This window comes from Streptomyces sp. NPDC029151 (genome assembly GCF_055564315.1).
Map to the genome: position 1 here is coordinate 506,120 of NZ_JBVHWQ010000006.1, position 26,400 is coordinate 532,519.

The window sequence follows — 26,400 nt, forward strand, 5'->3', positions numbered from 1 at the left end:
CCTCCCCTCCTCTACGCGCGCACCCCGCACGGGCGTTCAGGCCGTTGCTGGAACCATGCATCTCCTTGGGGCACTCTTTCCCCTTGTGGCGAGCGTTCCGTACCAAGGGGGGCCGGGGACCCGGCCGCCGCACATGGTCGTGTGCGGCGACGACGGACTCGCGCACCGGCTGGCCGCCGAGTTGCGCGGGGTCTACGGCGAACAGGTCACCCTCGTCGTACCGCCGAACGAACGCACCGCCCGGCCCCCCGTGGTCGGCCGCGCCCGGGCCGCGTCGGCGGCGCTGTTCGACCGTGTGGTCAGCGCCGCCGTGGGCACCGTGGGCCGGACCGGCGGAACCGGGCAGCCACCAGGCACGCCGGGCGGCCAACGGCTTGACGGTGAGGGCGTGCTGGAGGCCGCCGAGCTGACGGAGGCGGTGCTCGCCGAGGCCGGGGTGGCCCGGGCCGCGGCGCTGGCCCTCGTGTACGACGACGACGAGACCAACATCCGCGCCGCGCTGACCGCCCGCCGGCTCAACCCGCGACTACGGCTCGTCCTCCGGCTCTACAACCGGCGATTGGGCCAGCATATCGAGGAACTCCTCGACCAGGCCGCCGCACTGGCCGCCGGGGACGACGAGGGCGGCGGCGTCGCGGACACCGGCGGCGAGGCCTCCACGACCGTGCTGTCCGACGCCGACACGGCCGCACCCGCCCTGGCAGCCACCGCCGTCGCCGGCACCGGCCGGGTCGTACAGGCCGAGGGACTGCTGCTGCGGGCCGTGGAACGACCGCTGCCCGGGGCCACACCCGATGCGGACACGGGCGCGGGCCCGGGTGCGGGCGCGAGTGCCGGACTGTGCACCCTGGCCCTGCTCTCGGGCGGCGGCGACCCGGGCGGCCTCGGGGAGCAACCGCGGCTGCTGCCCGACGACGAGGAGGTACGGCAGGCCGCCGGCCGGCACGCCGTGGTGCTGGAACACGTCTCCTCCGGCACCGGTACGGAATCCGCCGCCCCCACCCGCCGCCTGACCGGCGTCATGCCGCTCGCCTCCCTCTTCTCCCGTCGGCTGCGCTGGTCCCTGGCCGGGCTGGTCGGCTGCGTGGTCGGTCTCGCCGTGGCCCTGTGGCTGGTCACCGGCATCCACCCGCTGCGCGCCTTCTACATCACCCTGCTCGACCTGTTCGCGATCGACGACCCGGCGCTCAAGGAACCCCTCGGCCGGCAGCTCCTCCAACTCCTCTCCGCGCTGGTCGGGTTGCTCCTGCTCCCGATCCTGCTGGCCGCGGCCCTGGAGGCGCTCGGCACCTTCCGCACCGCCTCCGCCCTGCGCCGGCCGCCCCGGGGCCTGAACGGGCACGTGGTCCTGCTCGGACTCGGCAAGATCGGCACCCGGGTGCTGACCCGGCTGCGGGAGCTGAACATCCCCGTGGTCTGCGTCGAGTCCGACCCGGAGGCCCGCGGTCTCGCCACCGCCCGCCGGCTGCGGGTGCCGGTCGTCCTGGGGGACGTGACCCAGGAGGGTGTCCTGGAAGCCGCCCAGATCCACCGGGCCCAGGCCCTGCTCGCGGTGACGAGTTCCGACACCACCAATCTGGAGGCCGTCCTCTACGCGCGCACCGTCCGCCCCGACCTCCGCGTGGTCCTGCGCCTCTACGACGACGACTTCGCCACCGCCGTCTACCGGACCCTGCGCACCGCGTACCCCCACGCCCTGACCCGCAGCCGCAGCGTCACCCACCTCGCCGCCCCCGCGTTCGCCGGGGCGATGCTGGGCCGGCAGGTGCTGGGCGCCGTCGCCGTGGAGCGGAGGGTGCTGCTGTTCGCCGCGATCGACGTCGACGGCCACCCGCAGCTGGAGGGCCGGACCGTACGGGACGCCTTCCGGGCCGGTTCCTGGCGGGTACTGGCGCTGCTCGGCCGCACCGACACGGCCTCCGGCCACGTTCTGGGGAAGGGGGACCGGGTGGTGGTCGCCGCGACGCGCAGAGGGCTGGCGGAACTGCGCTGACCCGGCCGGGAAAACGCCTTGCCGGACCGGGCCGGTCATGGAAAAGTGACCGTGCTCTGCGACCTGGCAGAGGAACTCACGGTGAGGAACGACGGCCCATGATCGCGGCGCCCCGAAGCGGCCGCCGTCGGCGCTGAGCGCAGCGCAGGCATTCCGCCCCCGTACGGCGGCCCCACGATGCGGTGCCCGACGCACCGCCCCCCTCTCCTGCCCCGGAACCCGTGGGGTTCGCACCAGGGGCGTCTTCCGAAGACTTCGTGAGGTCACACCCACCATGGACATGCAGGTCCAGAGCTTTGCCGTCGCCAACCTCCGCCGCCGGCCCGTCGTCGCCGAGATCGCCGGTTTCGTCGCCGGCTTCTCCCCCGACACCGACAGCCCCTACCTCAACTACGCGACCCCGCTGCCCGGCACCGAGCCGACCGAGCGGGACGTCACCGCGCTGGTCGGGGCCTTCCGGGAGCGCGGGCTGCTGCCCCGGCTGGAGTTCGCACCGGAGGCCGCGCCCGCCGTGGCGCCGGCCCTGCGGGCGTCGGGCTTTCAGACCGAGGCGGTGCACGAGTACCTCGTGTGCACCCCCGACCGCCTGACGGTCCCCCAACCCGGCCCGACCGTGGAGGTCCCGGCGACCGACCAGGAGTACGCCGCGCTGGACGCGGCGCTCGCCGAGGCGTTCGGCGGTGTCTTCGCCTCCTCGGCGGAAGGCGCGGCCCGGTTGCGGCGCACCCAGGACGGCGGCGGGGCGGTGCGTTTCGTGCGTGCCCCGGAGGGCGGCTGCGCCGGTGGAGCCTCCTGTTCCGCGCCGGCCGAGGACACCGCCGAACTGTCCGGCGTCGGCACCCGCCCGGCCCACCGCGGCCACGGCATCGCCGCGGCGGTGACGGCATCGGTGACCGCGGCGATGTTCGCCCAAGGGGTCGGCTCGGTCTGGCTGGAGTACTCCGGCGAGGGCTCCCGCCGCGTGTACGAACGCGTCGGCTACCTCCCCCGGGGCACGCGCCTGTACGTGTCGCTGCCGCGTCGCTGATCCCGGACACCCCCTGGGCTCCTCAGGGGCCCAGGGGCGAGAAGCGCAGGATCCTGCTGGACGTCGTGCGGCCAGGTCTCGCCCCCACGCAGCGGTGTCCGCGGCCACGTGGCCGGGGCGCTGTCACACTCCCCCGTCCCCGCGCGTCAGCCGTGGTGATCCGTGAAAACGGGTGAGCGACGTGAGGAGAGCGGGATGTTGAAGAAGCTGATGTACGTGACGGTCTACGTGAGCGACCAGGACCGGGCTCTTGCGTTCTACACGGAGGGACTCGGGCTGCAGAAGCGGATCGACCACACGGGGCCTGACGGCCGGTTCCTGACCGTCGCGGCGGGGGACGACTCGGTCGAGATCGTCCTGTGGCCCGTGGGGCCGGGGCAGGGGACGGCGGCCGGGCCGGCGGATGTCGTGCCCGGGCCGGTGTTCCTGGAGTCCGACGATCTGGTCGAGGAGTTCAAGGTGCTGCGGTCGCGTGGCGTCGAGTTCGACCAGCCCGAGCCGGTCCCCTACCCCTTCGGCCTTCGCGTGACGGCGATCGACCCCGACGGCAACCGGATCGAGCTGCGTCAGCGGGGCTGAGGCCGGGGCGGCGACAGCCGACCACCGGGCGGCGTACCGCCGGAGCCGTCGCGGGGTCCGGCGGTACGGCGGCTGCTCAGCCGGCGGCCAGGTGACGGGCCGCGAAGTCCAGTTCCAGCCGCACCTGCTTGATCCGTTCGTCCACCACCAGGGAGCCGTGCCCCGCGTCGTACCGGTACACCTCGTGGACCGCGCCGCGGGATTCCAGCCGCTTGACGTAGTTGTCGATCTGGCGGATCGGGCAGCGGGGGTCGTTGACGCCGGCCGAGATGTAGACGGGCGCCTTGACCTGGTCGACGTAGGTGAGCGGGGAGGATGCCGCGAAGCGGTCCGGGACCTCCTCGGGGGTGCCGCCCAGCAGGGTGCGGTCCATGGCCTTCAGGGCCTCCATCTCGTCGTGGTACGCGGTGACGTAGTCCGCGACCGGGACGACCGCGAGGCCCAGCGCCCAGGCGTCCGGCTGGGTGCCGAGGCCCAGCAGGGTGAGGTAGCCGCCCCAGGAGGCCCCGGTCAGGACGAGACACGCGGGGTCGGCGAGGCCGGAGGTGATCGCCCACTCGCGGACGGCCGCCACGTCCTCCAGCTCGATCAGGCCGACCCGGTGCTTGAGGGCGTCGGTCCAGGCGCGGCCGTATCCGGTGGAGCCGCGGTAGTTGACGCGGACGACCGCGTACCCGTGGTCGACCCAGGCGGCCGGGCCCGCCGCGAAGGAGTCGCTGTCGTGCCAGGTCGGGCCGCCGTGCAGATCGAAGACGGTCGGCAGCGGGCCCGTCGCACCGGCCGGCTTCTGGACCAGCGCGTGGATGCGGCCGCCGGGGCCCTCCACCCACACGTCCTCCACGGGCACCGACGGCGGGCACGCCATACCGGGCGGGTCCAGCACGACCGCGCCGGTCGTGGAGCGCACCGCCGGGGGCTCGGCGGCCGACGACCACAGGTACTCCACGCTGCCGTCGGGGCGGGCCGTGGCCCCGGAGACCGTGCCGGGCGGGGTGGGGATGCGGGTCAGCTCACGGGCCGTCAGGTCGTACCGGAACAGCTCGCTGCGGGCCTCGAAGCCGTGGGCGATGAGCAGGGCCGAGCCGTCCGGATACCACTCGGCGCTGACGTCACCCGGCAGGTCCAGCGCCAGGTCCGTCTCCTCGCCCGTCGCCACGTCCCACACCAGGGGCTCCCAGCGGCCCCGGCGCTGGTGGCCGATGAGCAGCCGGGTGTCGCCGTCGACCGGGGCGAAGCCCAGCACCTCCAGACCCAGCTCCTCGGTACCGCCCTTGGTGTCGTCCAGCTCGGCGACGGCCGTGCCGTCCGGGCGGAGCACCCGCAGCGCGGCGTGCATGGCGTCGCCGTGCTCCGTGTGCTCGACGGCGATCAGGGAACCGTCGTACGACAGGTCGCCGACGCCCGCGGACTCGCGGTGCCGGTAGATCTCCACCGGGTCCGCGCCCTCGCGGGCCACGTGGATCGTCGTACCGTCGTCGTCCGTGGAGCGGCCGACGACCGCCGTCCGGCCGTCGCGGGACAGGGCCAGGCCGGCCGGGTAGGACGGGGGGAGACCGGGCACGGCCGGCTCGTCCGGACCGCCCGCGAAGGGCTGGCGGCGCCAGACGCCGAACTCGTCGCCGTCCTTGTCGTCGAACCACCAGATCCAGGCGCCGTCCGGGGAGAGCACACCGTCCGTCGTACCGTTCGGCCGGTGCGTCGCCTGGCGCTGCTCGCCCGTCGCCCTGTCCCAGGCGTACAGCTCGTACGTCCCCGTCGCGTTCGACACGAACAGGGAGTGGTCCGGCGCGTCCTCCGCCCAGTCGGGCAGGGAGACGCGCGGTGCGCGGAACCGCTTCTCCCAGTCCGGCATGTCCGGTGTGTGCTGTGTGTTCGGCGTACCGCTCTCACTCATGGCCCCAGTCATGCGCCCCATATTGCCTGGCCGCGCCGACAATTGGGTGGCGGGTGTGCCCAGCCTGTGGATAACTTCCGGCCCATGAGCGTTTCCGTCACCTCCGTACCCGTTCCCGAAGGCTGGCGCGAGGACAACCGGGCCAAGTGGGACGAGCGGGTCCCCCTCCACGTCGCGGGCTCCTTCTACGACCTCGACGGCTTCCGCACCCGCCGGGACGACCTGCGGGACTTCGAGACGTCCGAGGTCGGGGACGTCACCGGGAAGTCGCTGCTGCACCTGCAGTGCCACATCGGCACCGACACCCTCTCCTGGGCCCACCACGGCGCCGCCCGCGTCGTGGGCCTGGACTTCTCGGCACCGGCGGTGGAGGCGGCCCGCGCCCTCGCGGCCGACCTCGGCTACGGCCCCGACCGGGCGGCGTTCGTCACCAGCGACGTCTACGACGCGCCCGCCGCCGTACCCGAGCCGTCGTACGACATCGTGTACACCGGGCTCGGCGCCCTGTGCTGGCTGCCGGACCTCCGGCGCTGGGCCGAGACGGCCGCCTCGCTGGTCGCGCCCGGCGGCTTCCTCTACCTCGCCGAGTTCCACCCGCTCACCGACTCCCTGGACGACGAGACCGGCACCCGGATCGTGCGCGACTACTTCAACCGGGACGCGCAGGTCTACGAGGAGCCGGGCACGTACGCCGACCTGGACGCCGCCACCGTCCACAACCGCAGCGTGGAGTGGCAGCACACCCTCGGGGACGTGGTCTCCGCGGTCGCCGCGACGGGGCTGCGCCTGGAGTTCCTGCACGAGCACGACGTCTCGCTCTTCCCGCGCTTCGGGAACTTCGAGGTGCGCGACGGCTACCACCGCTTCCCCGCGGACCATCCGCGCATCCCGCTGATCTACTCGCTGAGGGCCCGGAAAGACTGACCCGCGGCCGGATCGGCCCGCCGGGCGCCGTACCGTGGAGGGCGTGTACCGCTTCCTGCTGACACCCCGCTGGTGGGGCATCAACGTCTTCGTGCTGCTCGCCATCCCGTTCTGCGTCTTCATGGGGTCGTGGCAGCTGAGCCGGTTCGAGGACCGGGTCCAGGACCACCGCACCGTGACCGAGCGGGTCGAGTCCGGCCGCACCGGGGCCGCGCGTCCGCTCGACTCGACGCTGCCCGTCGACAAGAGCACGGCGGGGCGGCGGGTCACGGCGAGCGGGCGGTACGGGAAGCAGCTGCTGGTGCCCGGGCGGGAGCTGGACGGCAAACGCGGCTTCTACGTCCTGACCCTGCTGCGCACCGACTCCGGGAAGGCACTGCCCGTCGTGCGCGGGTGGCTGCCGGGGACGGCGGACGCGGCCGAGGCGCCCGCGCCGCCCGCCGGCCGGGTCACCGTCACCGGCGCCCTGCAGGCGTCCGAGACGCCCGGGGACAACGGGGTGAGCGCACAGGGCGGCCTGCCGGCCGGGCAGACCGCCGCGATCAGCTCGGCGTCGCTGGTGAACCTGGTGCCGTACCGCCTCTACGACGCCTGGGTCACCCTGGACAAGGGGGACGCCGGGATGAAGGCCGTGCCGGCCGGCGCGCCGGGCGGCACGGGGCTGGACCTGAAGGCGTTCCAGAACCTCGGTTACACCGGCGAGTGGTTCGTGTTCGCCGGGTTCACGGTGTTCATGTGGTTCCGGCTGCTGCGCCGGGAGATCGAGTTCCAGCGGGACGCCGCGCTGGGGCTCGTGCCGGAGGAGCCGGAGCAGACACCGGTGGCGAGCGTCTGAGCCGGCTTTCCCGCGCCCCCGCGGGAGGGGGCGCGGGGAACCGCGCGGCCGGCCACGGAACCGCGCCCGGGAACGCGCCGCGCCCCCGGGCGGAGCCTCACGCCCCCGCCAGCACCCCGGTGTAGTAGACCGTCCCGGCGCACGCCCCGGTCACCACCGCCGTCGCCGAGGGTGATCCGCCCTGTGCCGTGTGGGTGACCGCGATGCTGCCGTCGGCGGTGCCGTCCTCGGTGGCGAGCTGGGTGGTGGTGCCCGCCGAGCCGCCGGTGTCGGTGGTGCTGCCGGTGACGCTCGCGTCCTGGCTGGGGGTGGGGTCCGGTGACGGGTCGGTCGGCTCGGTGCCGCCGTTGCCGGTGCCGCCGCCGGTGGGGCAGGTCTCGGACGGGACGAAGGCGAACTTCTCCTCGTACGCCGCGCCGGGCTGCAGGACCAGCGAGGCGACTTCGAGGGACGGGTCGGGCAGGGAGGCCGCCGCGTCCCCGGCCGCGTGCCGCAGGGTCACGATCTTCGCCGGGTCGGCGGCGCCCTGGGCGGTCGGCGTGACGCTGCCGGCGCCGGTGACGGTGCAGGCGGTGCCGGAGGTGTTGGTGACGCGGAAGACGCCGTAGACGGCACCCGCGGAGTCGGGCGGGTTCACCGCGGCGGTGGCGGAGCCCAGCTGGGCCGCCATGCACAGCGGGGTGCCCTGCGCCGGCGGGGCGGCGGGGCCGTTGCCGCTGGTGGAGCTGCCGCCCTTGCTGCCCTTCTCGGTCTTCTCGTCGTCCTTGCCGGGCTCCTTGCCCGGTTTCACCGTCGTACTGCCGGTGTCCTTCTTGCCGCCCTTGTCGCCGCCCTTGTCCTTGCCCTGGCCGGTGCCGCCCTGGGCCTGGGAGGTCTGGCCGGCCATGGCGGTGTTCGGGTCGGAGCCGCCGGCGTGGGAGACGTGGACGAGGGCCGGGATCGCGGTGCCGATGAACAGGGCCGCCGCCGCCATGCCGACCACGGCCTGCCGCTTGCGGGCGCGGCGCGCGGGGACGGCCCGGCGCAGGTGGTCCAGGGTGCCGGTGCGCGGCTCGATGTCGTCGACCGCCGTGTGCAGCAGCCGGCGCAGGGTCTGTTCGTCAGAGTCGAGGTCGTCCAGGGCGTGGACTCCGTCGAGCCTCTCGGGGCCCTTGCCTTCGGGGCCGTGGTTCACAGTTCCGTTCCCAGCGTGCGATGGCGTGTGCTGTTGCCCGGCGCGCCCTGTCGGCTCGTGCCAGGCGTAGGGCTCGTGACGTTCGTGGGAGTGCCGCTCGTGGGAGTGACCGTCATGGGAATCGCCCCCTTCTGCGTGGTCGGTCATGCCGGTGTCTCCATGGCCACCCGCAGCGCGGCGATGCCCCGCGACCCGTACGCCTTCACCGAGCCGAGGGAGATGCCGAGCGTCTCGGCGACCTGGGCCTCGGTCATGTCCGCGAAGTAGCGCAGCACGAGCACCTCGCGCTGGCGGCGCTGCAGGCCCTTCATCGCCTTGATGAGGTCGCGGCGCTCCAGCTGGTCGTAGGCGCCCTCCTCCGCGCTGGCCATGTCGGGCATCGGCTTGGAGAGCAGCTTCAGGCCGAGGATGCGCCGGCGCAGCGTGGAGCGGGAGAGGTTGACGACCGTCTGCCGCAGGTAGGCGAGGGTCTTCTCGGGGTCGCGGACGCGTTTGCGGGCCGAGTGGACGCGTATGAAGGCCTCCTGGACGACGTCCTCGCAGGAGGCGGTGTCGTCGAGGAGGAGCGCGGCGAGGCCGAGCAGCGAGCGGTAGTGCGCCCGGTAGGTCTCGGTGAGGTGGTCGACGGTCGTCCCGGCGGCCTCGGTCGCCACGGCGCCCGCGGACTCCTCGGCGCCGTCGCGCTGACTGGGTATGCGGGCGGGCCGCGCTGCGGGCATGGGCGCGATCACCGGCATGCCGCCGGGCGCGCGCCGGGGCGCGGGGCGGGGCCGCAGGGCCGTGCCGCCGCGGGCCACACTGAGTTCGAGTACCTCTGCCACGCCAGTTGGACACGTTTCCCCCCTCGGGGGTTGTACGTGCCGGGCGTCACATGTGCGACAACCGACGGTGCTTCATATGCCGTCATGCGTCCCGCTCTTCCGTTATGTCCCATTTGAACGGGCGTCCCCACGCCCCGATCACGGCGTCCCCACGCCAGGATCATCACGTCCCCAGGCCACGCAAGGGTGACCGCAAAGACGCTCCCCGCCTCCGTACGGTTGCGGAAGGCGGGGAGCAAAATCCTCTGCTGCCGGGAGGAACGGTTCAAGTGGATTGGACCATGCTTCCGGCCACAGCGCTTACACAGATCCTACAAAGTTCAACCGCTACGCGGGGGCGGACGTCTCCGCCGCGATCAGCTCGGCGATCTGCGCGCAGTTCAGCGCGGCGCCCTTGCGCAGGTTGTCGCCGCAGACGAACAGCTCCAGCGCGGTCGGATCGTCCAGGGCCCGCCGTACCCGGCCCACCCAGGTCGGATCGGTGCCCACCACGTCGGCGGGGGTGGGGAACTCGCCGGCGGCCGGATCGTCGCAGAGCACCACGCCCGGCGCCGTGGCGAGGATCTCCCGGGCGCCGTCGACACCGACCTCCCGCTGGAAGCGGGCGTGGACGGTCAGCGAGTGCGTGGTGACCACCGGCACCCGGACACAGGTCACGGCGACCGGCAGCCTCGGCAGGCCGAGGATCTTCCGGGACTCGTCGCGGACCTTCATCTCCTGCGAGGACCAGCCGTCCTCCCGGAGCGACCCGGCCCACGGCACGACGTTGAGCGCGACCGGCTCCGGGAACGGCCCGGTGTCCTCCCCGACGGCCCGCCGCACGTCCCCGGGCTTGGTGCCCAGCTCGGTGCCGGCCACGAGGGACAGCTGGGCCCTGAGCGTGTCCACGCCGGCCCGTCCGGCACCGCTCACCGCCTGGTACGACGACACCACCAGCTCTCGCAGCCCGAACTCGGCGTGCAGCGCGCCCAGGGCGACGATCATCGTCAGGGTGGTGCAGTCGGGGCTCGCCACGATGCCGCGGGGACGGGACCGCACCGTGTGCGGATTGATCTCGGGCACGACGAGCGGCACGTCCGGGTCCATCCGGAAGACACCGGAGGTGTCCACGACGACCGCGCCGCGCTCGGCGGCGACCGGCGCCCACGCGGCGGCGACCTCGTCGGGGACGTCGAACAGCGCGATGTCGACCCCGTCGAAGGCGTCCTCCGTCAGGGCCGTCACCTCGACCTCCGCTCCGCGCACGGCCAGCTTGCGGCCGGCCGAGCGCGGGGAGGCGATCAGGCGGATCTCGCCCCAGACGTCCGCCCGCTGGGACAGGATCTGGAGCATGACCGTGCCGACGGTCCCGGTCGCTCCCACGACCGCGAGCGTCGGCTTCCCGGTCGGTGCCATCAGCGGCCCGTGCCTCCGTAGACGACGGCCTCGTCGGAGTCGGAGTCCAGCCCGAAGGCGGTGTGCACGGCGCGGACGGCCTCCGGCACGTCGTCGGCACGCGTGACCACCGAGATGCGGATCTCGGAGGTCGAGATCAGCTCGATGTTCACACCGGCGTCGCTGAGCGCCTCGAAGAACGCGGCGGTCACCCCGGGGTTGGTCTTCATGCCGGCGCCGACCAGGGAGATCTTGCCGATCTGGTCGTCGTAGCGCAGCGAGTCGAAGCCGATGCCGGAGCGGTTCTTCTCCAGCGCGTCGATGGCCTTGCGGCCCTCGGTCTTCGGCAGCGTGAAGGAGATGTCCGTCAGCCCCGTGGACGCGGCGGACACGTTCTGCACGACCATGTCGATGTTGATCTCGGCATCGGCGATGGTCCGGAAGATCGCGGCGGCCTCACCCGGCTTGTCCGGCACACCGACGACCGTGATCTTGGCCTCGGAGGTGTCGTGCGCGACACCGGAGATGATGGCCTGCTCCACCTTCTTGTCCCCAATCGGCTCACTGCTGACCCACGTGCCCTGAAGTCCGCTGAAGGACGACCGGACGTGGATCGGGATGTTGTAGCGGCGGGCGTACTCCACACAGCGGTGGAGCAGAACCTTGGAGCCGGAGGCCGCGAGCTCCAGCATGTCCTCGAAGGAGATCCAGTCGATCTTCCGCGCCTTCTTCACCACGCGCGGGTCGGCGGTGAACACGCCGTCGACGTCGGTGTAGATCTCGCAGACCTCGGCGTCGAGCGCGGCGGCGAGCGCCACGGCCGTCGTGTCGGACCCACCCCGGCCCAGCGTGGTGATGTCCTTCTTGTCCTGCGAGACGCCCTGGAAACCGGCGACGATGGCGATGTTGCCCTCGTCCAGCGCCGTCCTGATCCGGCCCGGCGTGACGTCGATGATCCGGGCTTTGTTGTGGACCGAGTCGGTGATGACGCCTGCCTGGCTGCCGGTGAAGGACTGCGCCTCGTGACCCAGGTTTTTGATCGCCATCGCCAGCAGGGCCATGGAGATCCGCTCTCCGGCGGTCAGCAGCATGTCGAATTCCCGCCCCGCAGGCATCGGAGACACCTGCTCGGCGAGATCGATCAGCTCGTCCGTCGTGTCGCCCATCGCGGAAACGACGACGACAACCTGGTTGCCGTTCTTCTTCGCTTCCACGATCCGCTTGGCGACGCGCTTGATGCCTTCGGCATCGGCTACGGAGGAGCCTCCGTACTTCTGCACGACAAGGCCCACGTGCGCTCCTCGCTCGGTTCGTTTGTGTCGGCTCAGTCTATCGAGCGTCCGAATACCACCACCGTGCTCCCGCATGGTGAGACATCGTCCGCTCGGACACGAACCCTGCCCAGCGATCGGCGCCGCACTCCGAACGTGCCCCGGGTCACAGCGGCCGGCCCGGCTACTTCCCCGGCCGGATCCCCAGCGGAGCGCCGATCTCCTGCGCCATCACCCGGCCCGCCTCGAACTCCAGGGTCTCGTCGCCCAGGGCCGGCTGGTCGGTGTCGAGACCGTCCAGTTCCTCCAGGGGCTGGTTGAGGCGGACGTGGATGAGGACGGACTGGAGGGCGCGCAGCACCGCGGAGGCCGTCGGGCCCCAGTTGGAGAAGTAGGAGAACTGCCACCACCACAGGGCCTCGCTGGTGCGGCCCGCACGGTAGTGGGCCATGCCGTGTCGGAGGTCGGTGATGATGTCGGCGAGGTCGTCGGAGATCCGGGCCGGCACCGGCGCCGTGCGGGGCTCGTACGGGTCGAAGACCTCGGAGTACACGTCGATCGGGTCCAGGAGCCGGGCGAAGTTCTCGCGCAGCTCGTCCACGTCGGGCTCGGGGCCCGGGTCGGGCTCGTAGCGCTCCTCCGGGACGATGTCCTCGTGGGCGCCCAGCCGGCCGCCGGCCAGCAGGAGCTGGGAGACCTCGAGGAGGAGGAAGGGGACGGCCGATTCGGGCTCGTCGCCCCTCGCCACCTCCGTGACGGCCACCAGGAAACTCTCGACCTGGTCCGCGATCTGGACCACGAAGTCGTCCGGGTCCTGCGCCGAGGCGTGCAGTGTGGCGTCAGACATCTAGCAGTCGTCTCCCCTCGAAGGCGCGGCCGAGGGTGACCTCGTCCGCGTACTCCAGGTCGCCACCCACCGGGAGGCCGCTGGCCAGGCGGGTGACCTTGAGGCCCATGGGCTTGATCATGCGGGCGAGGTACGTCGCCGTGGCCTCGCCTTCCAGATTCGGATCCGTGGCCAGGATCAGCTCCGTGACCGTCCCGTCGGCCAACCGCGCGAGAAGTTCTCGTATACGCAGGTCGTCGGGGCCCACACCCTCGATCGGACTGATCGCGCCGCCGAGTACGTGGTAGCGGCCCCGGAACTCACGGGTCCGCTCGATCGCCACGACGTCCTTCGGTTCCTCCACCACACAGATGACGGCAGGATCGCGGCGCGGGTCGCGGCAGATGCCGCACAGCTCCTCCTGCGCGACGTTGCCGCACGTCGCGCAGAAGCGGACCTTCGCCTTCACCTCCAGGAGGGCCTGTGCGAGCCGCTTCACGTCGGCCGGCTCGGCCTGCAGGATGTGGAAGGCGATCCGCTGCGCGCTCTTGGGACCGACGCCGGGCAGCCGCCCCAGCTCGTCGATGAGGTCCTGGACCACGCCTTCGTACAACGGACTGCCTTTCCTGGAGACCTTTCGGTACGTACGGTAGTCGGCTCCCGCCTCCGCTCGGAAGGCGGAGGCGTCAGAACGGCAGGCCCGGGATGCCGCTGCCGCCGCCCAGCCCCTGGGCCAGCGGGCCGAGCTTCTGCTGCTGGAGCGCCTGCGCGTTCTCGTTGGCCGCCTGCACGGCCGCCACCACCAGGTCGGCGAGGGTCTCGGCCGTCTCCTCGGCGGACGCGGCCTCGGGGTCCACCGCCTTCGGGTCGATCTTCAGGGCGCGCAGCTCACCGGCGCCGGTCACGGTGGCCTTCACCAGACCGCCGCCCGCCTGCCCGTCGACCTCCGTGTTCGCCAGTTCCTCCTGCGCCCGCTGCAGGTCCTGCTGCATCTTCTGGGCCTGCTGGAGCAACTGCTGCATGTTGGGCTGGCCACCGGGGATCACGATCAGCTCCTCGCCGTCTCCGTCGTCGTCTCCGACGCTTCGTCCGCGTCGACGTTTTTTCTCGTCGTGAACGAGCCTACGTGGTCCACGCGGCCACTGCCCCGCCACTCTTTCGAGTGAGAACAGCGACCGGCCTATACCTGATCAAGGCCTTCTTCCGGGCGGAAAAGGCGAGAAACCTCCCTCTTCGCCACCCATTGGGCGGTAGGAAGGGGGCCGCGCGTCGGCATGGTATGTCACGCAACGTGACATGTTGTGATCAGTTGGGAGTGCCGGGTGGGTCAGCCGGAGATGCAGCCCGAGGGTCCGCCTCAGGACGGGCGGGGCGAGGGGGCGGCCGGGCTGCGGCCGGGCGATCTGACCGGGCGGGCCTTCCCGCCCGGCGACTGGGCGGAGCCCGCCGAACGGCTGGACGACCTGTACCGGTGGGTGGAGCGCCGGGCGCTGGAGACGTCGGCCTGGTACCTGCGGGAGCGGATCTGGAAGCGGCGCGGCGCGCGCGTACTGCGGGCGGGGGCCGCGGCCGGGGCGGTGGCCGGGGCGGCGCTGCCCCTGCTGGACCTGACCGGGGTGGCGGGCGGGGTGGCGCCCTGGGGCTGTCTGGCGCTGTTGCAGGCGGTCGCCTGCGTCGGCATCGACCGGTTCTTCGGCGTCACCTCCGGCTGGATGAGGGACGTCGCCACCGCCCAGGCGGTGCAGCGGCGGCTGCAGGCGTTCCAGTTCGACTGGGCGTCCGAGAGCGTGCGGGAGGTGCTGGGACCGGCCGAGGGCACGGCGAGCGAGGCGGCCGAGCGGTGCCTGTCCGTACTGCGGCGCTTCTCCGAGGACATCACCGAACTGGTGCGCACCGAGACGACCGACTGGATGGTGGAGTTCCGCACCGGTTCCGCGCCCCTGGGCATCCAGACGGCGGTGGCGGCGGTACCGCGGCAGGACGTGGGGGCGTCGGGGGGCCGGCTCCCCCTGCCCCCGGCGAACGGCTCCCGTCCGAACATGCCCCGGCAGCGGCCACCGGAGCCGCGGTGACTACTCCTTGCTGTAGGTGAGGCTCTCCCCACCACTCGCCTTGGCCCGCTTCAGCCGCCCGTCCGGCAGCAGCGTGACCTCGGTGGCCTCGCCGGGGCTGCAGGAGGAGGCCGGTTCACCGGTGGTGACGGTGGACGGCCCGATCTCCAGCGGACCGGCACCGCCGGGCTCCGCGGTCAGCTCCGCCTCGAAGACGCAGTGGTACGTCCCTCCGCCCTCGGTGGGTCCGTCCGCGACCAGCGTCAGCACGGTGTCGCCCACCTCGCCCTGCCGGATGGTCAGTTCACGGGTGTTGGAGCCGCTCGCGTTGTCGATGGTCGTCCGCCAGGTGCCCAGGTAGGCGTCCGGCACCGCCCCGGCGGTGGAGGCGGAGGAGGACGGGGACGGGTCGGCCCGCGTGGGCGACTCCGAGCCGGCCGGGGAGCCGGAGGTGGCGGTGGGCGCCGGGCCGACCGTGCCGTTCCCCTTGTCGTCGGTCCCGGGGCCGTTCTTCATCAGCGCGTACACCGTGCCGCCCGCGCCCAGCGCCACGACCAGCGCGATCACGACGAGCAGCGCGGTGGACCGCCCGTTGCGCCGCTCCGGCTCCGCCGGGACGCCGACGGCCGGCGGCCCGTACGGTGGGGTGGAGCCGAGCCCGCCGGCGTAGGGGTGGTACGACGGCTGCCCCGCGCCCCAGTTCCCCGGCTGCTGCGGATAGCCGTAGGCGGCGGCCGGGGCCGCCTGGGGATGCTGCTGCGGCACCCCGTAGGACGGAGCCCCGAAGCCGGCGGGCGCCTGCGGGACGCCGGGCGCGTGGGGGCCGGACGCGTGCGGCACACCGGGCGGTGCGCTCGGCGGTGCGCTCGGCGGCGGGGGAGCCTGGGCGGAGACGACGGTGGGCAGGCGGTCGACGGGTCCGCCCGGGCCGCCGTCGGAGACGGGCGCGTGCTCCGGCGACCCGGCGGCACCACCGGCACCACCGGCACCCGCACCGTAAGCCCCGGCGACTCCATGGGCCCCCGCACCCCCGGCCACCCCGGCGGCCCCGAACGCGCCGGCGGCCGGCGGAGCCCCAGCGGCCCGCACCGCCCGGGCCGCCCCGCCACCGGCAGCGTCCACGGCAGCCGGTGACTGCGTCGCGGCCCCGCCCGGGCCGCCCTCCGGGTTCTCCACCTCCAGCAGCTGCACGGCGTGCCGTCCCAGCTGCGCGACCAGCGAGCTCGGCAGCCAGGGGTCCCGGGACCGGCCCCCGGTCACGGTGTCCTCCACCCCGGTCCGCTCCAGGATCGCGTCCAGCGAGGGGCGGGCCTCGGGATCCTTGCGCAGGCAGTCCCGGACCAGGTCGGCGATGCCCTCCGGTACCCCGGTCAGATCCGGCTCCTCCTGGGCGATCCGGAACATCAGCGCGTGCGCCCCGCTGTCGGCGTTCCCGAACGGCAGGGCCCCGGTCGCCGCGTAGGCCAGCACCGAGCCGAGGCAGAACACGTCGCACGCCGGGGTGATCCGGTCCCCGCGCACCTGCTCGGGCGCCATGAAGCCGGGCGACCCGACGAGCGACCCGGTCCGGGTCAGCCCCTCCCCGCCGGCGGTCGCCGTCTCCAGGGCCCGCGCTATGCCGAAGTCGATCACGCGCGGCCCGTCGATGGTCACCAGCACGTTGGACGGCTTGAGGTCCCGGTGCACGATCCCGGTCGCGTGGATGTCCTTCAGCGCGTGCGCGAGCCCCGCCGCCAGGATCCGTACCGACCGCTCGGGCAGCGCCCCGTGGTCATGCCCGACGACCTGCTGGAGGCTCGGCCCGGCCACGTACCCGGTCGCCACCCACGGCACGGCCGCCTCGGTGTCCGCGTCCAGCACGGGCGCGGTCCAGTACCCCCCGACCCGCCGCGCGGCCTGCACCTCCTGCCGGAACCGGGCCCGGAACTCCTCCTGGGCGGCCAGCTCCTCCCGGACCAGCTTCACGGCGACGGTCCGTCCCCGGTCCGAACGGGCCAGGTACACCTGCCCCATCCCGCCCGCGCCGAGCCGCGCCAGCAGCCGGTAGCCCCCGATCTTCCCCCAGCCTTCGGCCGGGGGTGCCCCCAGCGGATCCTCCGGCCCCAGCTTCTCCATCCCCGCGCCGCCTTCCCCCCGTAGGTGTGCAACGACCGAGAATAGTGCGGTCGTACGACGGCGACGCTCCCCCGTCGACAACCTGTCGCGGATTCGGGCCGTCCACGGAACAGGACGCCGATAGGCCTTCCGCATGGCGGACATTTACGCTCACCGGCATGACCCCTCAGCCCAGCCCCGAAGCCGGCACCGCGGTGAAGGCCGCGGACCGCGCGCACGTCTTCCACTCCTGGTCCGCCCAGGACCTCATCGACCCCCTCGCCGTCGCCGGCGCCGAGGGGTCGTACTTCTGGGACTACGACGGCACGCGGTATCTGGACTTCACCAGCGGACTCGTCTTCACCAACATCGGCTACCAGCACCCCAGGGTCGTCGCGGCGATCCAGGAGCAGGCGGCGAAGCTGACCACCTTCGCGCCCGCCTTCGCCGTCGAGGCCCGCTCGGAGGCGGCCCGGCTGATCGCCGAGCGCACCCCCGGCGACCTGGACAAGATCTTCTTCACGAACGGCGGAGCGGACGCCGTCGAGCACGCGGTGCGCATGGCCCGGCTGCACACGGGCCGCCCCAAGGTCCTCTCGGCGTACCGCTCGTACCACGGCGGCACCCAGCAGGCCATCAACATCACCGGCGACCCGCGCCGCTGGGCCAACGACTCCGGCTCGAACGGCGTCGTCCGCTTCTGGGCGCCGTTCCTGTACCGCTCCCGCTTCTACGCCGAGACCGAGGAGCAGGAGTGCGCCCGGGCGCTGGAGCACCTGGAGACGACGATCGCGTTCGAGGGACCGGGGACGATCGCCGCGATCATCCTGGAGACCGTCCCGGGCACCGCCGGGATCATGGTCCCGCCGCCCGGCTACCTGGCCGGCGTGCGCGAGCTGTGCGACAAGTACGGCATCGTCTTCGTCCTGGACGAGGTCATGGCCGGCTTCGGCCGGACCGGCGAGTGGTTCGCGGCCGACCTGTTCGGCGTCGTACCCGACCTCATGACCTTCGCCAAGGGCGTGAACTCGGGCTACGTCCCGCTCGGCGGTGTGGCCCTCTCGCAGAAGATCGCCGAGACCTTCGGCAAGCGCCCCTACCCCGGCGGCCTCACCTACTCCGGGCACCCGCTGGCCTGCGCGGCCGCCGTCGCCACGATCAACGTGATGGCGGAGGAGGGCGTGGTCGAGAACGCCAAGCGCCTCGGTGAGACCGTCGTCGGGCCCGGCCTCGCCGAGCTGGCCGAGCGGCACCCGAGCGTCGGCGAGGTCCGCGGTGTCGGCATGTTCTGGGCGCTGGAGCTGGTGCGGGACCGGGAGACGCGCGAGCCGCTGGTGCCGTACAACGCGACCGGCGAGGCGAACGCCCCCATGGCCGCGTTCACCGCCGCCGCCAAGCGGAACGGCCTGTGGCCCTTCGTGAACATGAACCGCACCCACGTCGTGCCGCCGTGCAACGCGACCGAGGCCGAGCTGAAGACGGGCCTGGCCGCGCTCGACGCCGCCCTGAGCGCCGCCGACGAACACACGGTGTGACCGTACCGCGCCTGCCGCCGGGCTGATTCGAACGCGTAAGGTGACGTGCTCGTAAGCAGAAGGGGACGCGTGTCGACCGCGCGTCCGTACGAGTACGTCACCCGGACGTGTGAGGAGAGGCACGGAGCATGCCCGGCAACGGCCCCGTGACGCGCAGCACCCTGCGCCAGCAGATCGCGGACGCGCTCCGTGACGAGGTGCTGGCGGGACGGCTGCGCCCGGGCCGGGCGTTCACCGTGAAGGAGATCGCCGACCAGTACGGCGTCTCCGCCACCCCCGTCCGTGAGGCGCTGGTCGACCTGTCCGCGCAGGGCATCCTGGAGGCCGACCAGCACCGCGGGTTCCGGGTGCCCGAGTATTCGCTCACCGACTACCGGAACATGATCGAGGCCCGCAGCCTGGTCACCGACGGCATGTTCCAGGCCCTCACCACCGGCCACCCCGCCTTCCGCACCCCGCCCGAGGACCCCCGCACGGCGGCGGCCCTGACGACCGTGCGGCGCCGCGGCGAGGAGGCCCAGCGGGCCGCGACCGCCGGCGACCTCACGGTCCTGATCGGATACGACCTGCGTTTCTGGCGCGAACTGAGCGCCCTCTTCGGCAACCCCTACCTCGGCGACTTCCTGCACCGGCTGCGCGTGCAGTCCTGGGTCTGCGCCGTGCAGCACCTGCTCCGCCTGCCCGACCCGCGTGGCCGGCTCTGGGCGGGGCACACGGACCTGGTGGACGCGCTCGCCCGGCGCGAGGCGGGGACGGCCCGCGCGATCGTCGCCGCCGCCAACTCCCACTCGCTCGCCCTGCTGGAAGACCTGACCGAGGGGTAAGTGACCGAGTACGGCCGTCGTACCGGCACGAGGGGAGCCGCCCCCGGGCCGTACCGACTACCCTTCCCTGACCACCTGCCGCCGGGCGTGACCACGCGCCTGCCGTACGAGGAGCCCTCTTTGGCCTGTGACCTGTGGCTGGTACCGCTCGTGGACGTGTTGTGCCACACCCCGGACAACCCCTTCGCCGAGGAACTCGCGCAGTACAACAAGGCTCTGGCCGAGGCCGGCCTGCCGCCCGTCCCGGTGTACCAGTACATGCCGGGCCTGTCCGGTGACGTCGCCCCGGTCGCCGGTTTCGACTACGACGCCCTGCACTTCCTGCGCCGGGCCTACCTGCTCCAGGTCTGCGGCCTGCCGGTCACTCCCGTGGACGAACTGGGCGGGGACTACGAGCAGTTGCTGGAGATGTTCGAGTCGACGGCCCAGCAGTCGCACCTGGTCTGGCACTACGACCACGCGGGCGCCTACGTCCCCGTGGACTTCCCGCACCCGCTCTCGAACGACGAACTCCTCGCGGGCGGCGGCCCGCTGGGCTCCGCCCAGACCCTGCTGCGCGAACTGCAGTACGTCGCCCCGACGATCGGCATCGACCCGGCCAACCCCCCGGCGCCGCCCGCCCCGCCGACCGCCCCGACGGAGCTGGAGGAACCGGCCGTCCCGGCGCCCTACGACCCCAGCCCCTTCGCCCGCGAACGCCACGTCTGGCTCGGCCTGCACGCGGCGGCGACCCGCTCGCTGGCCCAGGGCTCGATGATCGTCTTCAGCTGACCCTCGGCACGTACGGGACGGCGAGCGGAGCGGACGAGCCCCCTCGTCCACTTCGAGAAGGACTCCGAGGACGGCGTGGTCATCCGCTGCGCCTTCGGTGAGGACCCCGCGACGACGACGCTGCTCCTGACCGTGAACACCTGCACACGGACGGCCCAGCCGGACGACGGCGAGCTCGACCACACCTTCCTCAAGGCGTCCCGGAGGATCAACGCCGTGTACGACGAGCGGGCACGGTGGCCGGAACGAGGGATGAGCGCGAGCTGGAGCCGGAACGGCGCGGACTCCGCGACCCCGAGCAGCGGCACGAGGCTATGAGGGCCGGCCGATGAGGCGGACGACCGGGGGCCACAGCACTCCGGCCGCAAGCAGCAGGGAAGGGCCGAGGTGCACCGGGCACACGAGCAGGGGCGGCCTGTTGTGGCGGGCCACCTCGAAGACCGCGGGGTCGGTGCAGTCCGTGCCGTCGGCCTGACGCCCCTCGCCACCGTACGGGCCCCGGCATCGTGCGGGCCGGTGGACGCCCATGCGTCCATTGTCCACCGGTCATGACGACGGAAACCGCCCACCGGTGACGCCCGGGGAGGGCGTCACCGGCAGGCGGTTTCCACGCGGTACCCGGCGGTGTCTAGAGGAACGAGTTGATCTCGATCGTCTCGTCGCGGCCCGGGCCCACGCCGATCGCGGAGATCGGGGCGCCGGACATCTCCTCCAGGGCCTTGACGTACGCCTGGGCGTTCTTCGGCAGGTCGGAGAAGGTCTTCGCCTTGCTGATGTCCTCGCTCCAGCCCGGCAGCATCTCGTAGACCGGCTTCGCGTGGTGGAAGTCGGTCTGCGAGTAGGGCAGCTCCTCGACGCGCTTGCCGTCGATCTCGTACGCCACGCAGACGGGGATCTGCTCCCAGCCGGTGAGGACGTCGAGCTTGGTGAGGAAGAAGTCGGTCAGGCCGTTCACGCGGGTGGCGTAGCGGGCGATGACCGCGTCGAACCAGCCGCAGCGGCGGTCGCGGCCGGTGGTGACGCCCCTCTCGCCGCCGATGCGGCGCAGCGCCTCGCCGTCCTCGTCGAACAGCTCCGTCGGGAAGGGGCCGGCGCCGACGCGGGTCGTGTACGCCTTCAGGATGCCGATGACGCGGCTGATCTTCGTCGGCCCCACGCCCGCACCGGTACAGGCGCCGCCCGCGGTCGGGTTCGAGGAGGTGACGAAGGGGTACGTGCCGTGGTCGATGTCGAGCAGCGTGCCCTGGCCGCCCTCGAAGAGCACGACCTTGTCGTCCTCCAGGGCCTGGTTCAGGACCAGCACGGTGTCGGCGACGTACGGCTTGATCTGCTCGGCGTAGCCCAGCAGCTCCTCGACCACCTGCTCGGCGGCGATGGCACGCCGGTTGTAGAGCTTGGTGAGGATCTGGTTCTTGACGTCGAGAGCGGCTTCCACCTTCTGCTGGAGGATCGACTCGTCGTACAGGTCCTGGACCCGGATGCCCACGCGGTTGATCTTGTCGGCGTAGGTCGGGCCGATGCCGCGGCCGGTCGTGCCGATCTTGCGCTTGCCGAGGAAGCGTTCCGTCACCTTGTCGACGGTCACGTTGTACGGCGTGATGACGTGCGCGTTACCACTGATCAGGAGCTTGGACGTGTCGACGCCACGCTCGTTCAGACCGCTCAGCTCGGAGAGCAGGACCGACGGGTCGACGACGACGCCGTTGCCGATGACCGGGACACACGAAGGCGAGAGGATCCCGGAAGGGAGGAGGTGGAGGGCGTACTTCTGGTCGCCCACGACTACCGTGTGGCCGGCGTTGTTGCCGCCCTGGTAACGCACCACGTAGTCGACGGATCCGCCGAGCAGGTCCGTCGCCTTTCCCTTGCCTTCGTCACCCCACTGAGCACCGAGCAGCACAAGTGCGGGCACGCGCGTACACCCCTTCCGGGCGGGGCATGTCCAAGGTCGGGGGCGTGGGCGTAAGGTTCACCGCCGCGTACCACCGCGACCGCCGTTGGTCGCACAACCGTCGGACCGGATGCCCCGGAATAGACGAAGCCCCTGGCGCAATAGCGCAAGGGGCTCTTGCACAAAGATGCTACCCGAGGAAGCGAGGCAGGACCGAGGTGGCGACTTTCGCGACGTCCGATCAGCTGCTGGTGATCATCGATCCGGCCGCACGGCAGACGGACGGCGAGTCCGTACGCATCGCGAAAGACGTGCTCAGCGCGGGTGCGGCGGCCAAGGTGTGCCTGCCGGAGGACCCGGAGGAGTTCGCCCGCGCGCTGGGCCGGAGGGGGTCCCGCCGGCCGGTCGTGATCGGGGACGACCGGGCGCTGGTGCGGGCCGTCACGCTGCTCCACCGGCGGCGGGAGCTGACCGGGTGCGCGCTGTCGGTGGTGCCGGTCGGGGTCAGTGCGCTCGCCGAGTCGCTCGGGGTGCCCGGTGGGACGGTGGCGGCGGCACGGGCGGTGCTGGAGGGCGCCGAGCGTCGGATGGACCTGCTGGTCGACGACAGCGACGGGGTGGTGCTGGGCGCGCTCGGCATTCCGCCGGCACCGGTGCGGGCGGCCGGGGGGAGCGAGCCGGTGCCGGTCGCCCCGGGCGGGCCGTGGTACCGCTCGCTGGTGCGCACCCTCGCCACCCGGCCGGCCCGGCCCACCCGGCTGTCGGCCGTGCCCGCCCCGGGGACCCGGCTGCGGGTGGAGGTCGACGGGCGGACCGTGGTGGACCTGGACCAGCCGGTGGAGGCGGTGTCGGTGGCGCCGGGCCGGGGCGGGGTGGCCTCGGTGGAGGTGCGGCCGCTGTCGGTGGGGGCGGAGGCGACCCCGCTGCTGGACTCCGGCCGCACGGTGACCGTCATCGGCGAGGCCTTCCGCTACCGGGCGGACGCGGCGGTCACCGGCCCGGTACGGCGGCGGACGTGGCGGGTGGCGGAGGGCGCCTGGAGGCTCACCCTGCCCGCCGTCCGCTGACCGTCACCGCCCGACCCGACGCCACCTAAAGGTCTGGTGACACATATTTAACCGTGCCGACCCCTTCCCGGGCGTGTCCTTCGTCCACCATCCTGCTCCATCAGGATCCATGGACTGGACAGGGAAGGGGCCACCCGATGGCAGTGGACGAGGGTGTCGCACCGGCGACGGGCGCGGCGGACGGCGAAACGCTTCACCGGCTGAAACCCAACGCCGTAGGGCTGCTCGGGGTGGTCTTCATGGCCGTCGCCACCGCCGCGCCGATCACCGCGATGACCGGCAACGTGCCCTTCATGGTGTCGTCGGGCAACGGGGTCGGGGCGCCCGCGAGCTATCTCGTGGCAATGGTAGTCCTGGCAATCTTTTCCGTCGGCTTCACCTCGATGGCCCGGCACATCACCTCGACCGGCGCCTTCTACGGCTTCATCTCCTACGGACTCGGCCGCACCGTCGGACTGGCCTCCGGACTGCTCGCCACCTTCGCGTACGTCGTCTTCGAACCCGCGCTGATCGGGATCTTCTCCACCTTCGCCACGACCACACTGGGGGACCAGACGGGACTGCACGTCCCCTGGTGGGCCTTCGCCGTGCTGATGCTCGCCGTCAACGCCTCCGGCACCTGGTTCGGGGTCAGCGTCGCCGAGAAACTGCTGGTGGTACTGCTGGCGACGGAGGTGACCGTCCTCGCGGCCATGGCGGTGTCCGTCGCCCTGCACGGAGGCGGACCGCACGGCTTCACCTTCGCCCCGGTCGACCCCGTCAACGCCTTCGAGGGGACGTCGGCCGGCCTCGGTCTCTTCTTCGCCTTCTGGTCCTGGGTCGGCTTCGAGTCCACGGCGATGTACGGCGAGGAGTCCCGGGACCCGAAGAAGATCATCCCCAAGGCCACGATGGTCAGCGTGCTCGGCGTCGGCGTCTTCTACGTCCTCGTCTCCTGGATGGCCATCACCGGCAACGGCGAGGCGGAGGCCGTACGGGCCGCCTCCTCCGCCAACCCGCTCGCGCTGTTCTTCGACCCCACCGAGCGCTACGTCGGCCACTGGGCGGTCGACGTCATGCAGTGGCTCATGATCACCGGCTCGCTCGCCTGCGGCATGGCGTTCCACAACTGCGCCGCCCGCTACCTGTACGCCCTGGGCCGGGAGGGCGTCCTGCCCTCGCTGCGGGACAGCATCGGGCGCACCCACGCCCGGCACGGCTCCCCGCACATCGCCGGACTGGTGCAGACCGCCGTCAGCGCGATCCTGGTCGGCGCCTTCTGGGCGGCGGGCAAGGACCCGTACACCGGTACGTACGTCCTGCTCGCCATCCTCGGCACCATGGCGATCCTCGTCGTGCAGGCCGTGTGCTCCTTCGCGGTGCTGGCCTACTTCCGCTCCCACCACCCCGAGAGCCGGCACTGGTTCCGCACCTTCACCGCACCGCTCGTCGGAGGCGTCGCGATGCTCGCCGTCGTCGTGCTGCTGGTCTCCCACATGGGCGTGGCGGCCGGGCCGGAGTCCGGCTCGCTGGTGCTGAAGGCGACCCCGTGGCTGGTGGCCCTGGTCGCGGCGACCGGCCTCGGCTACGCCCGGTACCTCAAGCGGCGCTCGCCCGAGCGGTACGCGCTGCTCGGGCGGACGGTGCTGGAGGAGACCAGGGAGCGGTGACGCCCGCGCCCTCCCGCTCAGCCCACCTCCACGCGCAGCCCCGACAGTCCCCGGATCACGAAGTTCGGCTTCCGTTGCGGCTCCTCCGCCAGGGTCAGGGCCGGGGCCTGCCGGAGGAGGGCCGTCATGGAGGCCGCCAGCTCGATACGGGCCAGCGGCGCGCCGATGCAGTAGTGGATGCCCGCGCTGAAGGAGATGTGCGGGTTGTCCCCGCGGGCGAGGTCCAGGCGGCCGGGGTCGGTGAAGACCGCCGGGTCGTGGTTGGCGGAACCGAAGAGCATGGCGATCTCCGACCCCCTGGGGATCGTCGTGCCGTCGATCTCGATGTCGTCCAGGACCCAGCGTTCGAAGAGCTGGAGCGGGGTGTCGTAGCGCATCAGCTCCTCGACCGCGGAGGGCACCAGGGAGTGGTCGGCGCGCAGGGCCGCCAGCTGGTCCGGGTTGCGGAACAGCGCCCACCAGCCGTTCACGGTGGCGTTGACGGTCGCCTCGTGACCGGCGTTGAGGAGCAGCACCGCCGTGGAGATCATCTCCTGCTCGGTGAGGCGGTCCCCTCGGTCGTGGGCCGCGATCAGGCCGGAGACCAGGTCGTCGCCGGGGTCCTTGCGGCGGGCCGCGATCAGCTCCCGCAGGTACGCGGAGAACTCCACCGACGCGCGCACCGCCTTCGCGGCCGTCTCCTGCGACGGATTGAGCTCGTACATCCCGCAGATGTCCGCCGACCAGGGGCGCAGCCGCCCCCGGTCCGCCTCCGGGATGCCCAGCATCTCGGCGATCACCGCCACCGGCAGCGGCTCCGCCACGTCGGTCAGCAGATCACCGCCGCCGTCGCGGACCAGACCGGCCACCAGCTCGTCCGCCAGCCCCTCGACGTACGGCTTCAGCCGCTCCACCGTTCGCGGGGTGAACGCCTTCGACACCAGGCGCCGGATCCGGGTGTGGTCCGGCGGCTCCAGGTCGAGCATCCCGTGGTCGTTGAGGGTGTGGAACGGCTCGTGCTCCGGCGGGGGCGGGGTACGGCCGAACTCCTCGTGGGCGAACCGGTGCTGGTACGTCCGCCCCAGCCGGCGGTCCCTCAGCAGTGCCGAGACGTCCGCGTGGTGCGGGACCAGCCACTGGTCGGTCGGTTCGTACCGGATCACCCGGCCGCGTGCCCGCAGCTCCGCGTAGGCCGGGTAGGGGTCGGCGACGAACGCCGGGTCCCAGGGATCGAACGCGAGGTCGGTGGGGCCTGCCATGCGGGGACGCTAGCGCGGCGGGCGGCGTCTGGCCAGGGGACCGCCCGCGCGACCCGGGCCCCGCCGGGTTCAGACGACGGGCTCCGTGGTGACCAGGACGTAGTCGTAGTACAGCGGGTCACCCTCCTCGTCCACCGGGTACTCGTGGCTGCTCCGGTTCGCGAGGATCACCTTCAGCCCGGGCAGGGCGTCGAAGCCGAGGTCGTTCTCCTCGATGGTGTGGCCCCGTGCCGCCAGCTGCTCGAAGAGGTCCTCACTCGGCGTGCGGAAGACGTCGAGCCCGTCGAGCAGCACCCGGACGCCGGCGTCCTCCTTCCGGAAACGGACCAGCTCCACCCCGCTCAGCGCGCCTCCGCCAAAGCCGAGCACGATGTCCGTCTCGGAGTCGTCGTGCGTGAGGACGATCTGCCCCGGCTCCTCGTCGGCGGCGACGGTCCGGAACACCCCCCACTCCTCCGCCGCGGCGCGCGCTTCCCCGACCGGCATGCCGAACCTGAACGGCCCGGCGCCGGCGTGCGGCCGGATCTCGACATCCATCCGTACTCCTTTCCCGAGCAGGACC

At 72.5% G+C, this 26,400-nt stretch carries 25 protein-coding genes; 12 read left to right on the forward strand and 13 right to left on the reverse strand.

Going from position 1 to position 26,400, the window contains the following annotated elements; translation table 11 throughout:
- The first annotated feature begins 133 nt into the window (after window positions 1-133).
- The 3 genes from ACZ4VF_RS24700 (at window position 134) to ACZ4VF_RS24710 (ending at window position 3,599) form a co-directional block, all read left to right on the forward strand.
- Window positions 134-1,993, forward strand: a complete 1,860-nt coding sequence (locus ACZ4VF_RS24700; protein WP_467928647.1) for an NAD-binding protein — start codon at window positions 134-136, stop codon at window positions 1,991-1,993.
- Between the two features lie 274 nt (window positions 1,994-2,267).
- Entirely contained in the window at window positions 2,268-3,020 is a 753-nt protein-coding gene (locus tag ACZ4VF_RS24705) for a GNAT family N-acetyltransferase (RefSeq protein ID WP_467928567.1), read from the forward strand.
- Window positions 3,021-3,215: 195 nt separating this feature from the next.
- Window positions 3,216-3,599, forward strand: coding sequence for a VOC family protein (locus tag ACZ4VF_RS24710; protein WP_467928569.1), 384 nt, complete (start codon window positions 3,216-3,218; stop codon window positions 3,597-3,599).
- A gap of 76 nt (window positions 3,600-3,675) precedes the next feature.
- Here the strand turns inward: ACZ4VF_RS24710 and ACZ4VF_RS24715 are convergent, their stop codons facing one another.
- Window positions 3,676-5,493: a S9 family peptidase gene (locus ACZ4VF_RS24715; RefSeq protein WP_467928648.1), complete on the reverse strand. Its 1,818-nt coding sequence runs from the start codon at window positions 5,491-5,493 to the stop codon at window positions 3,676-3,678.
- Window positions 5,494-5,577: 84 nt separating this feature from the next.
- On the opposite strand from ACZ4VF_RS24715, the gene ACZ4VF_RS24720 reads away from it, so the two are divergent.
- Window positions 5,578-6,417, forward strand: coding sequence for a class I SAM-dependent methyltransferase (locus ACZ4VF_RS24720; protein ID WP_467928570.1), 840 nt, complete (start codon window positions 5,578-5,580; stop codon window positions 6,415-6,417).
- 43 nt (window positions 6,418-6,460) lie between these two features.
- On the forward strand, window positions 6,461-7,252 hold the full coding sequence (locus ACZ4VF_RS24725) for an SURF1 family protein (RefSeq protein WP_467928571.1): 792 nt from the start codon (window positions 6,461-6,463) through the stop codon (window positions 7,250-7,252).
- Between the two features lie 97 nt (window positions 7,253-7,349).
- Here the strand turns inward: ACZ4VF_RS24725 and ACZ4VF_RS24730 are convergent, their stop codons facing one another.
- From ACZ4VF_RS24730 to ACZ4VF_RS24760, 7 genes are all read right to left on the reverse strand, one after another.
- Window positions 7,350-8,426 (reverse strand): hypothetical protein, encoded by a 1,077-nt coding sequence (locus tag ACZ4VF_RS24730; protein ID WP_467928573.1) that lies wholly within the window; start codon window positions 8,424-8,426, stop codon window positions 7,350-7,352.
- A 143-nt stretch (window positions 8,427-8,569) separates the two neighbouring features.
- Complete coding sequence (locus ACZ4VF_RS24735; RefSeq protein WP_467928574.1) at window positions 8,570-9,247, reverse strand: SigE family RNA polymerase sigma factor; 678 nt, start codon at window positions 9,245-9,247, stop codon at window positions 8,570-8,572.
- A gap of 327 nt (window positions 9,248-9,574) precedes the next feature.
- Window positions 9,575-10,642 carry an aspartate-semialdehyde dehydrogenase gene (locus ACZ4VF_RS24740; RefSeq protein ID WP_467928575.1) on the reverse strand — a complete coding sequence of 356 codons (1,068 nt, stop codon included), beginning with the start codon at window positions 10,640-10,642 and terminating at the stop codon, window positions 9,575-9,577.
- Window positions 10,642-11,913: an aspartate kinase gene (locus tag ACZ4VF_RS24745; RefSeq protein WP_467928577.1), complete on the reverse strand. Its 1,272-nt coding sequence runs from the start codon at window positions 11,911-11,913 to the stop codon at window positions 10,642-10,644. The genes ACZ4VF_RS24740 and ACZ4VF_RS24745 overlap by 1 nt, the downstream gene beginning before the upstream one ends.
- Before the next feature lie 163 nt (window positions 11,914-12,076).
- Window positions 12,077-12,739, reverse strand: a complete 663-nt coding sequence (locus tag ACZ4VF_RS24750) for a DUF5063 domain-containing protein (RefSeq protein WP_467928578.1) — start codon at window positions 12,737-12,739, stop codon at window positions 12,077-12,079.
- On the reverse strand, window positions 12,732-13,331 hold the full coding sequence (recR, locus tag ACZ4VF_RS24755) for a recombination mediator RecR (protein ID WP_467901540.1): 600 nt from the start codon (window positions 13,329-13,331) through the stop codon (window positions 12,732-12,734). The genes ACZ4VF_RS24750 and recR overlap by 8 nt, the downstream gene beginning before the upstream one ends.
- A gap of 73 nt (window positions 13,332-13,404) precedes the next feature.
- On the reverse strand, window positions 13,405-13,764 hold the full coding sequence (locus ACZ4VF_RS24760) for a YbaB/EbfC family nucleoid-associated protein (RefSeq protein ID WP_467928579.1): 360 nt from the start codon (window positions 13,762-13,764) through the stop codon (window positions 13,405-13,407).
- 276 nt (window positions 13,765-14,040) lie between these two features.
- Here ACZ4VF_RS24760 and ACZ4VF_RS24765 point away from each other — a divergent pair, with 276 nt between their 5' ends.
- On the forward strand, window positions 14,041-14,790 hold the full coding sequence (locus ACZ4VF_RS24765) for an SLATT domain-containing protein (RefSeq protein WP_467928581.1): 750 nt from the start codon (window positions 14,041-14,043) through the stop codon (window positions 14,788-14,790).
- Here the strand turns inward: ACZ4VF_RS24765 and ACZ4VF_RS24770 are convergent, their stop codons facing one another.
- On the reverse strand, window positions 14,791-16,884 hold the full coding sequence (locus ACZ4VF_RS24770) for a serine/threonine-protein kinase (protein WP_467928582.1): 2,094 nt from the start codon (window positions 16,882-16,884) through the stop codon (window positions 14,791-14,793).
- 158 nt (window positions 16,885-17,042) lie between these two features.
- Here ACZ4VF_RS24770 and ACZ4VF_RS24775 point away from each other — a divergent pair, with 158 nt between their 5' ends.
- The 4 genes from ACZ4VF_RS24775 to ACZ4VF_RS24790 all read left to right on the forward strand — a co-directional run bounded on the left by ACZ4VF_RS24775 (window position 17,043) and on the right by ACZ4VF_RS24790 (window position 20,311).
- On the forward strand, window positions 17,043-18,398 hold the full coding sequence (locus tag ACZ4VF_RS24775) for an aminotransferase class III-fold pyridoxal phosphate-dependent enzyme (RefSeq protein ID WP_467928583.1): 1,356 nt from the start codon (window positions 17,043-17,045) through the stop codon (window positions 18,396-18,398).
- Window positions 18,399-18,526: 128 nt separating this feature from the next.
- Window positions 18,527-19,222 carry a GntR family transcriptional regulator gene (locus ACZ4VF_RS24780; protein ID WP_467928585.1) on the forward strand — a complete coding sequence of 232 codons (696 nt, stop codon included), beginning with the start codon at window positions 18,527-18,529 and terminating at the stop codon, window positions 19,220-19,222.
- Window positions 19,223-19,342: 120 nt separating this feature from the next.
- On the forward strand, window positions 19,343-19,993 hold the full coding sequence (locus ACZ4VF_RS24785) for a hypothetical protein (RefSeq protein ID WP_467928649.1): 651 nt from the start codon (window positions 19,343-19,345) through the stop codon (window positions 19,991-19,993).
- Window positions 19,994-20,068: 75 nt separating this feature from the next.
- On the forward strand, window positions 20,069-20,311 hold the full coding sequence (locus tag ACZ4VF_RS24790) for a hypothetical protein (RefSeq protein WP_467928586.1): 243 nt from the start codon (window positions 20,069-20,071) through the stop codon (window positions 20,309-20,311).
- Here the strand turns inward: ACZ4VF_RS24790 and ACZ4VF_RS24795 are convergent.
- Window positions 20,306-20,521: a hypothetical protein gene (locus ACZ4VF_RS24795; protein ID WP_467928587.1), complete on the reverse strand. Its 216-nt coding sequence runs from the start codon at window positions 20,519-20,521 to the stop codon at window positions 20,306-20,308. The two genes, ACZ4VF_RS24790 and ACZ4VF_RS24795, sit on opposite strands and share 6 nt — an antisense overlap.
- 100 nt (window positions 20,522-20,621) lie before the next feature.
- The gene (locus ACZ4VF_RS24800; protein WP_467928588.1) at window positions 20,622-21,905 is read right to left on the reverse strand and encodes an adenylosuccinate synthase; all 1,284 of its coding nucleotides are present in this window, start codon (window positions 21,903-21,905) and stop codon (window positions 20,622-20,624) included.
- Window positions 21,906-22,102: 197 nt separating this feature from the next.
- Between ACZ4VF_RS24800 and ACZ4VF_RS24805 the strand changes: the two genes are divergently transcribed.
- Together ACZ4VF_RS24805 and ACZ4VF_RS24810 are read left to right on the forward strand one after the other, a co-directional pair.
- The gene (locus tag ACZ4VF_RS24805) at window positions 22,103-22,951 is read left to right on the forward strand and encodes a diacylglycerol kinase family protein (RefSeq protein ID WP_467928590.1); all 849 of its coding nucleotides are present in this window, start codon (window positions 22,103-22,105) and stop codon (window positions 22,949-22,951) included.
- A gap of 137 nt (window positions 22,952-23,088) precedes the next feature.
- Window positions 23,089-24,600 (forward strand): APC family permease, encoded by a 1,512-nt coding sequence (locus ACZ4VF_RS24810; RefSeq protein WP_467928591.1) that lies wholly within the window; start codon window positions 23,089-23,091, stop codon window positions 24,598-24,600.
- 17 nt (window positions 24,601-24,617) lie between these two features.
- Here ACZ4VF_RS24810 and ACZ4VF_RS24815 read toward each other — a convergent pair whose 3' ends face one another.
- Window positions 24,618-25,838 (reverse strand): cytochrome P450, encoded by a 1,221-nt coding sequence (locus ACZ4VF_RS24815; protein WP_467928592.1) that lies wholly within the window; start codon window positions 25,836-25,838, stop codon window positions 24,618-24,620.
- A 69-nt stretch (window positions 25,839-25,907) separates the two neighbouring features.
- On the reverse strand, window positions 25,908-26,375 hold the full coding sequence (locus ACZ4VF_RS24820) for a hypothetical protein (protein WP_467928593.1): 468 nt from the start codon (window positions 26,373-26,375) through the stop codon (window positions 25,908-25,910).
- Window positions 26,376-26,400: the final 25 nt, after the last annotated feature.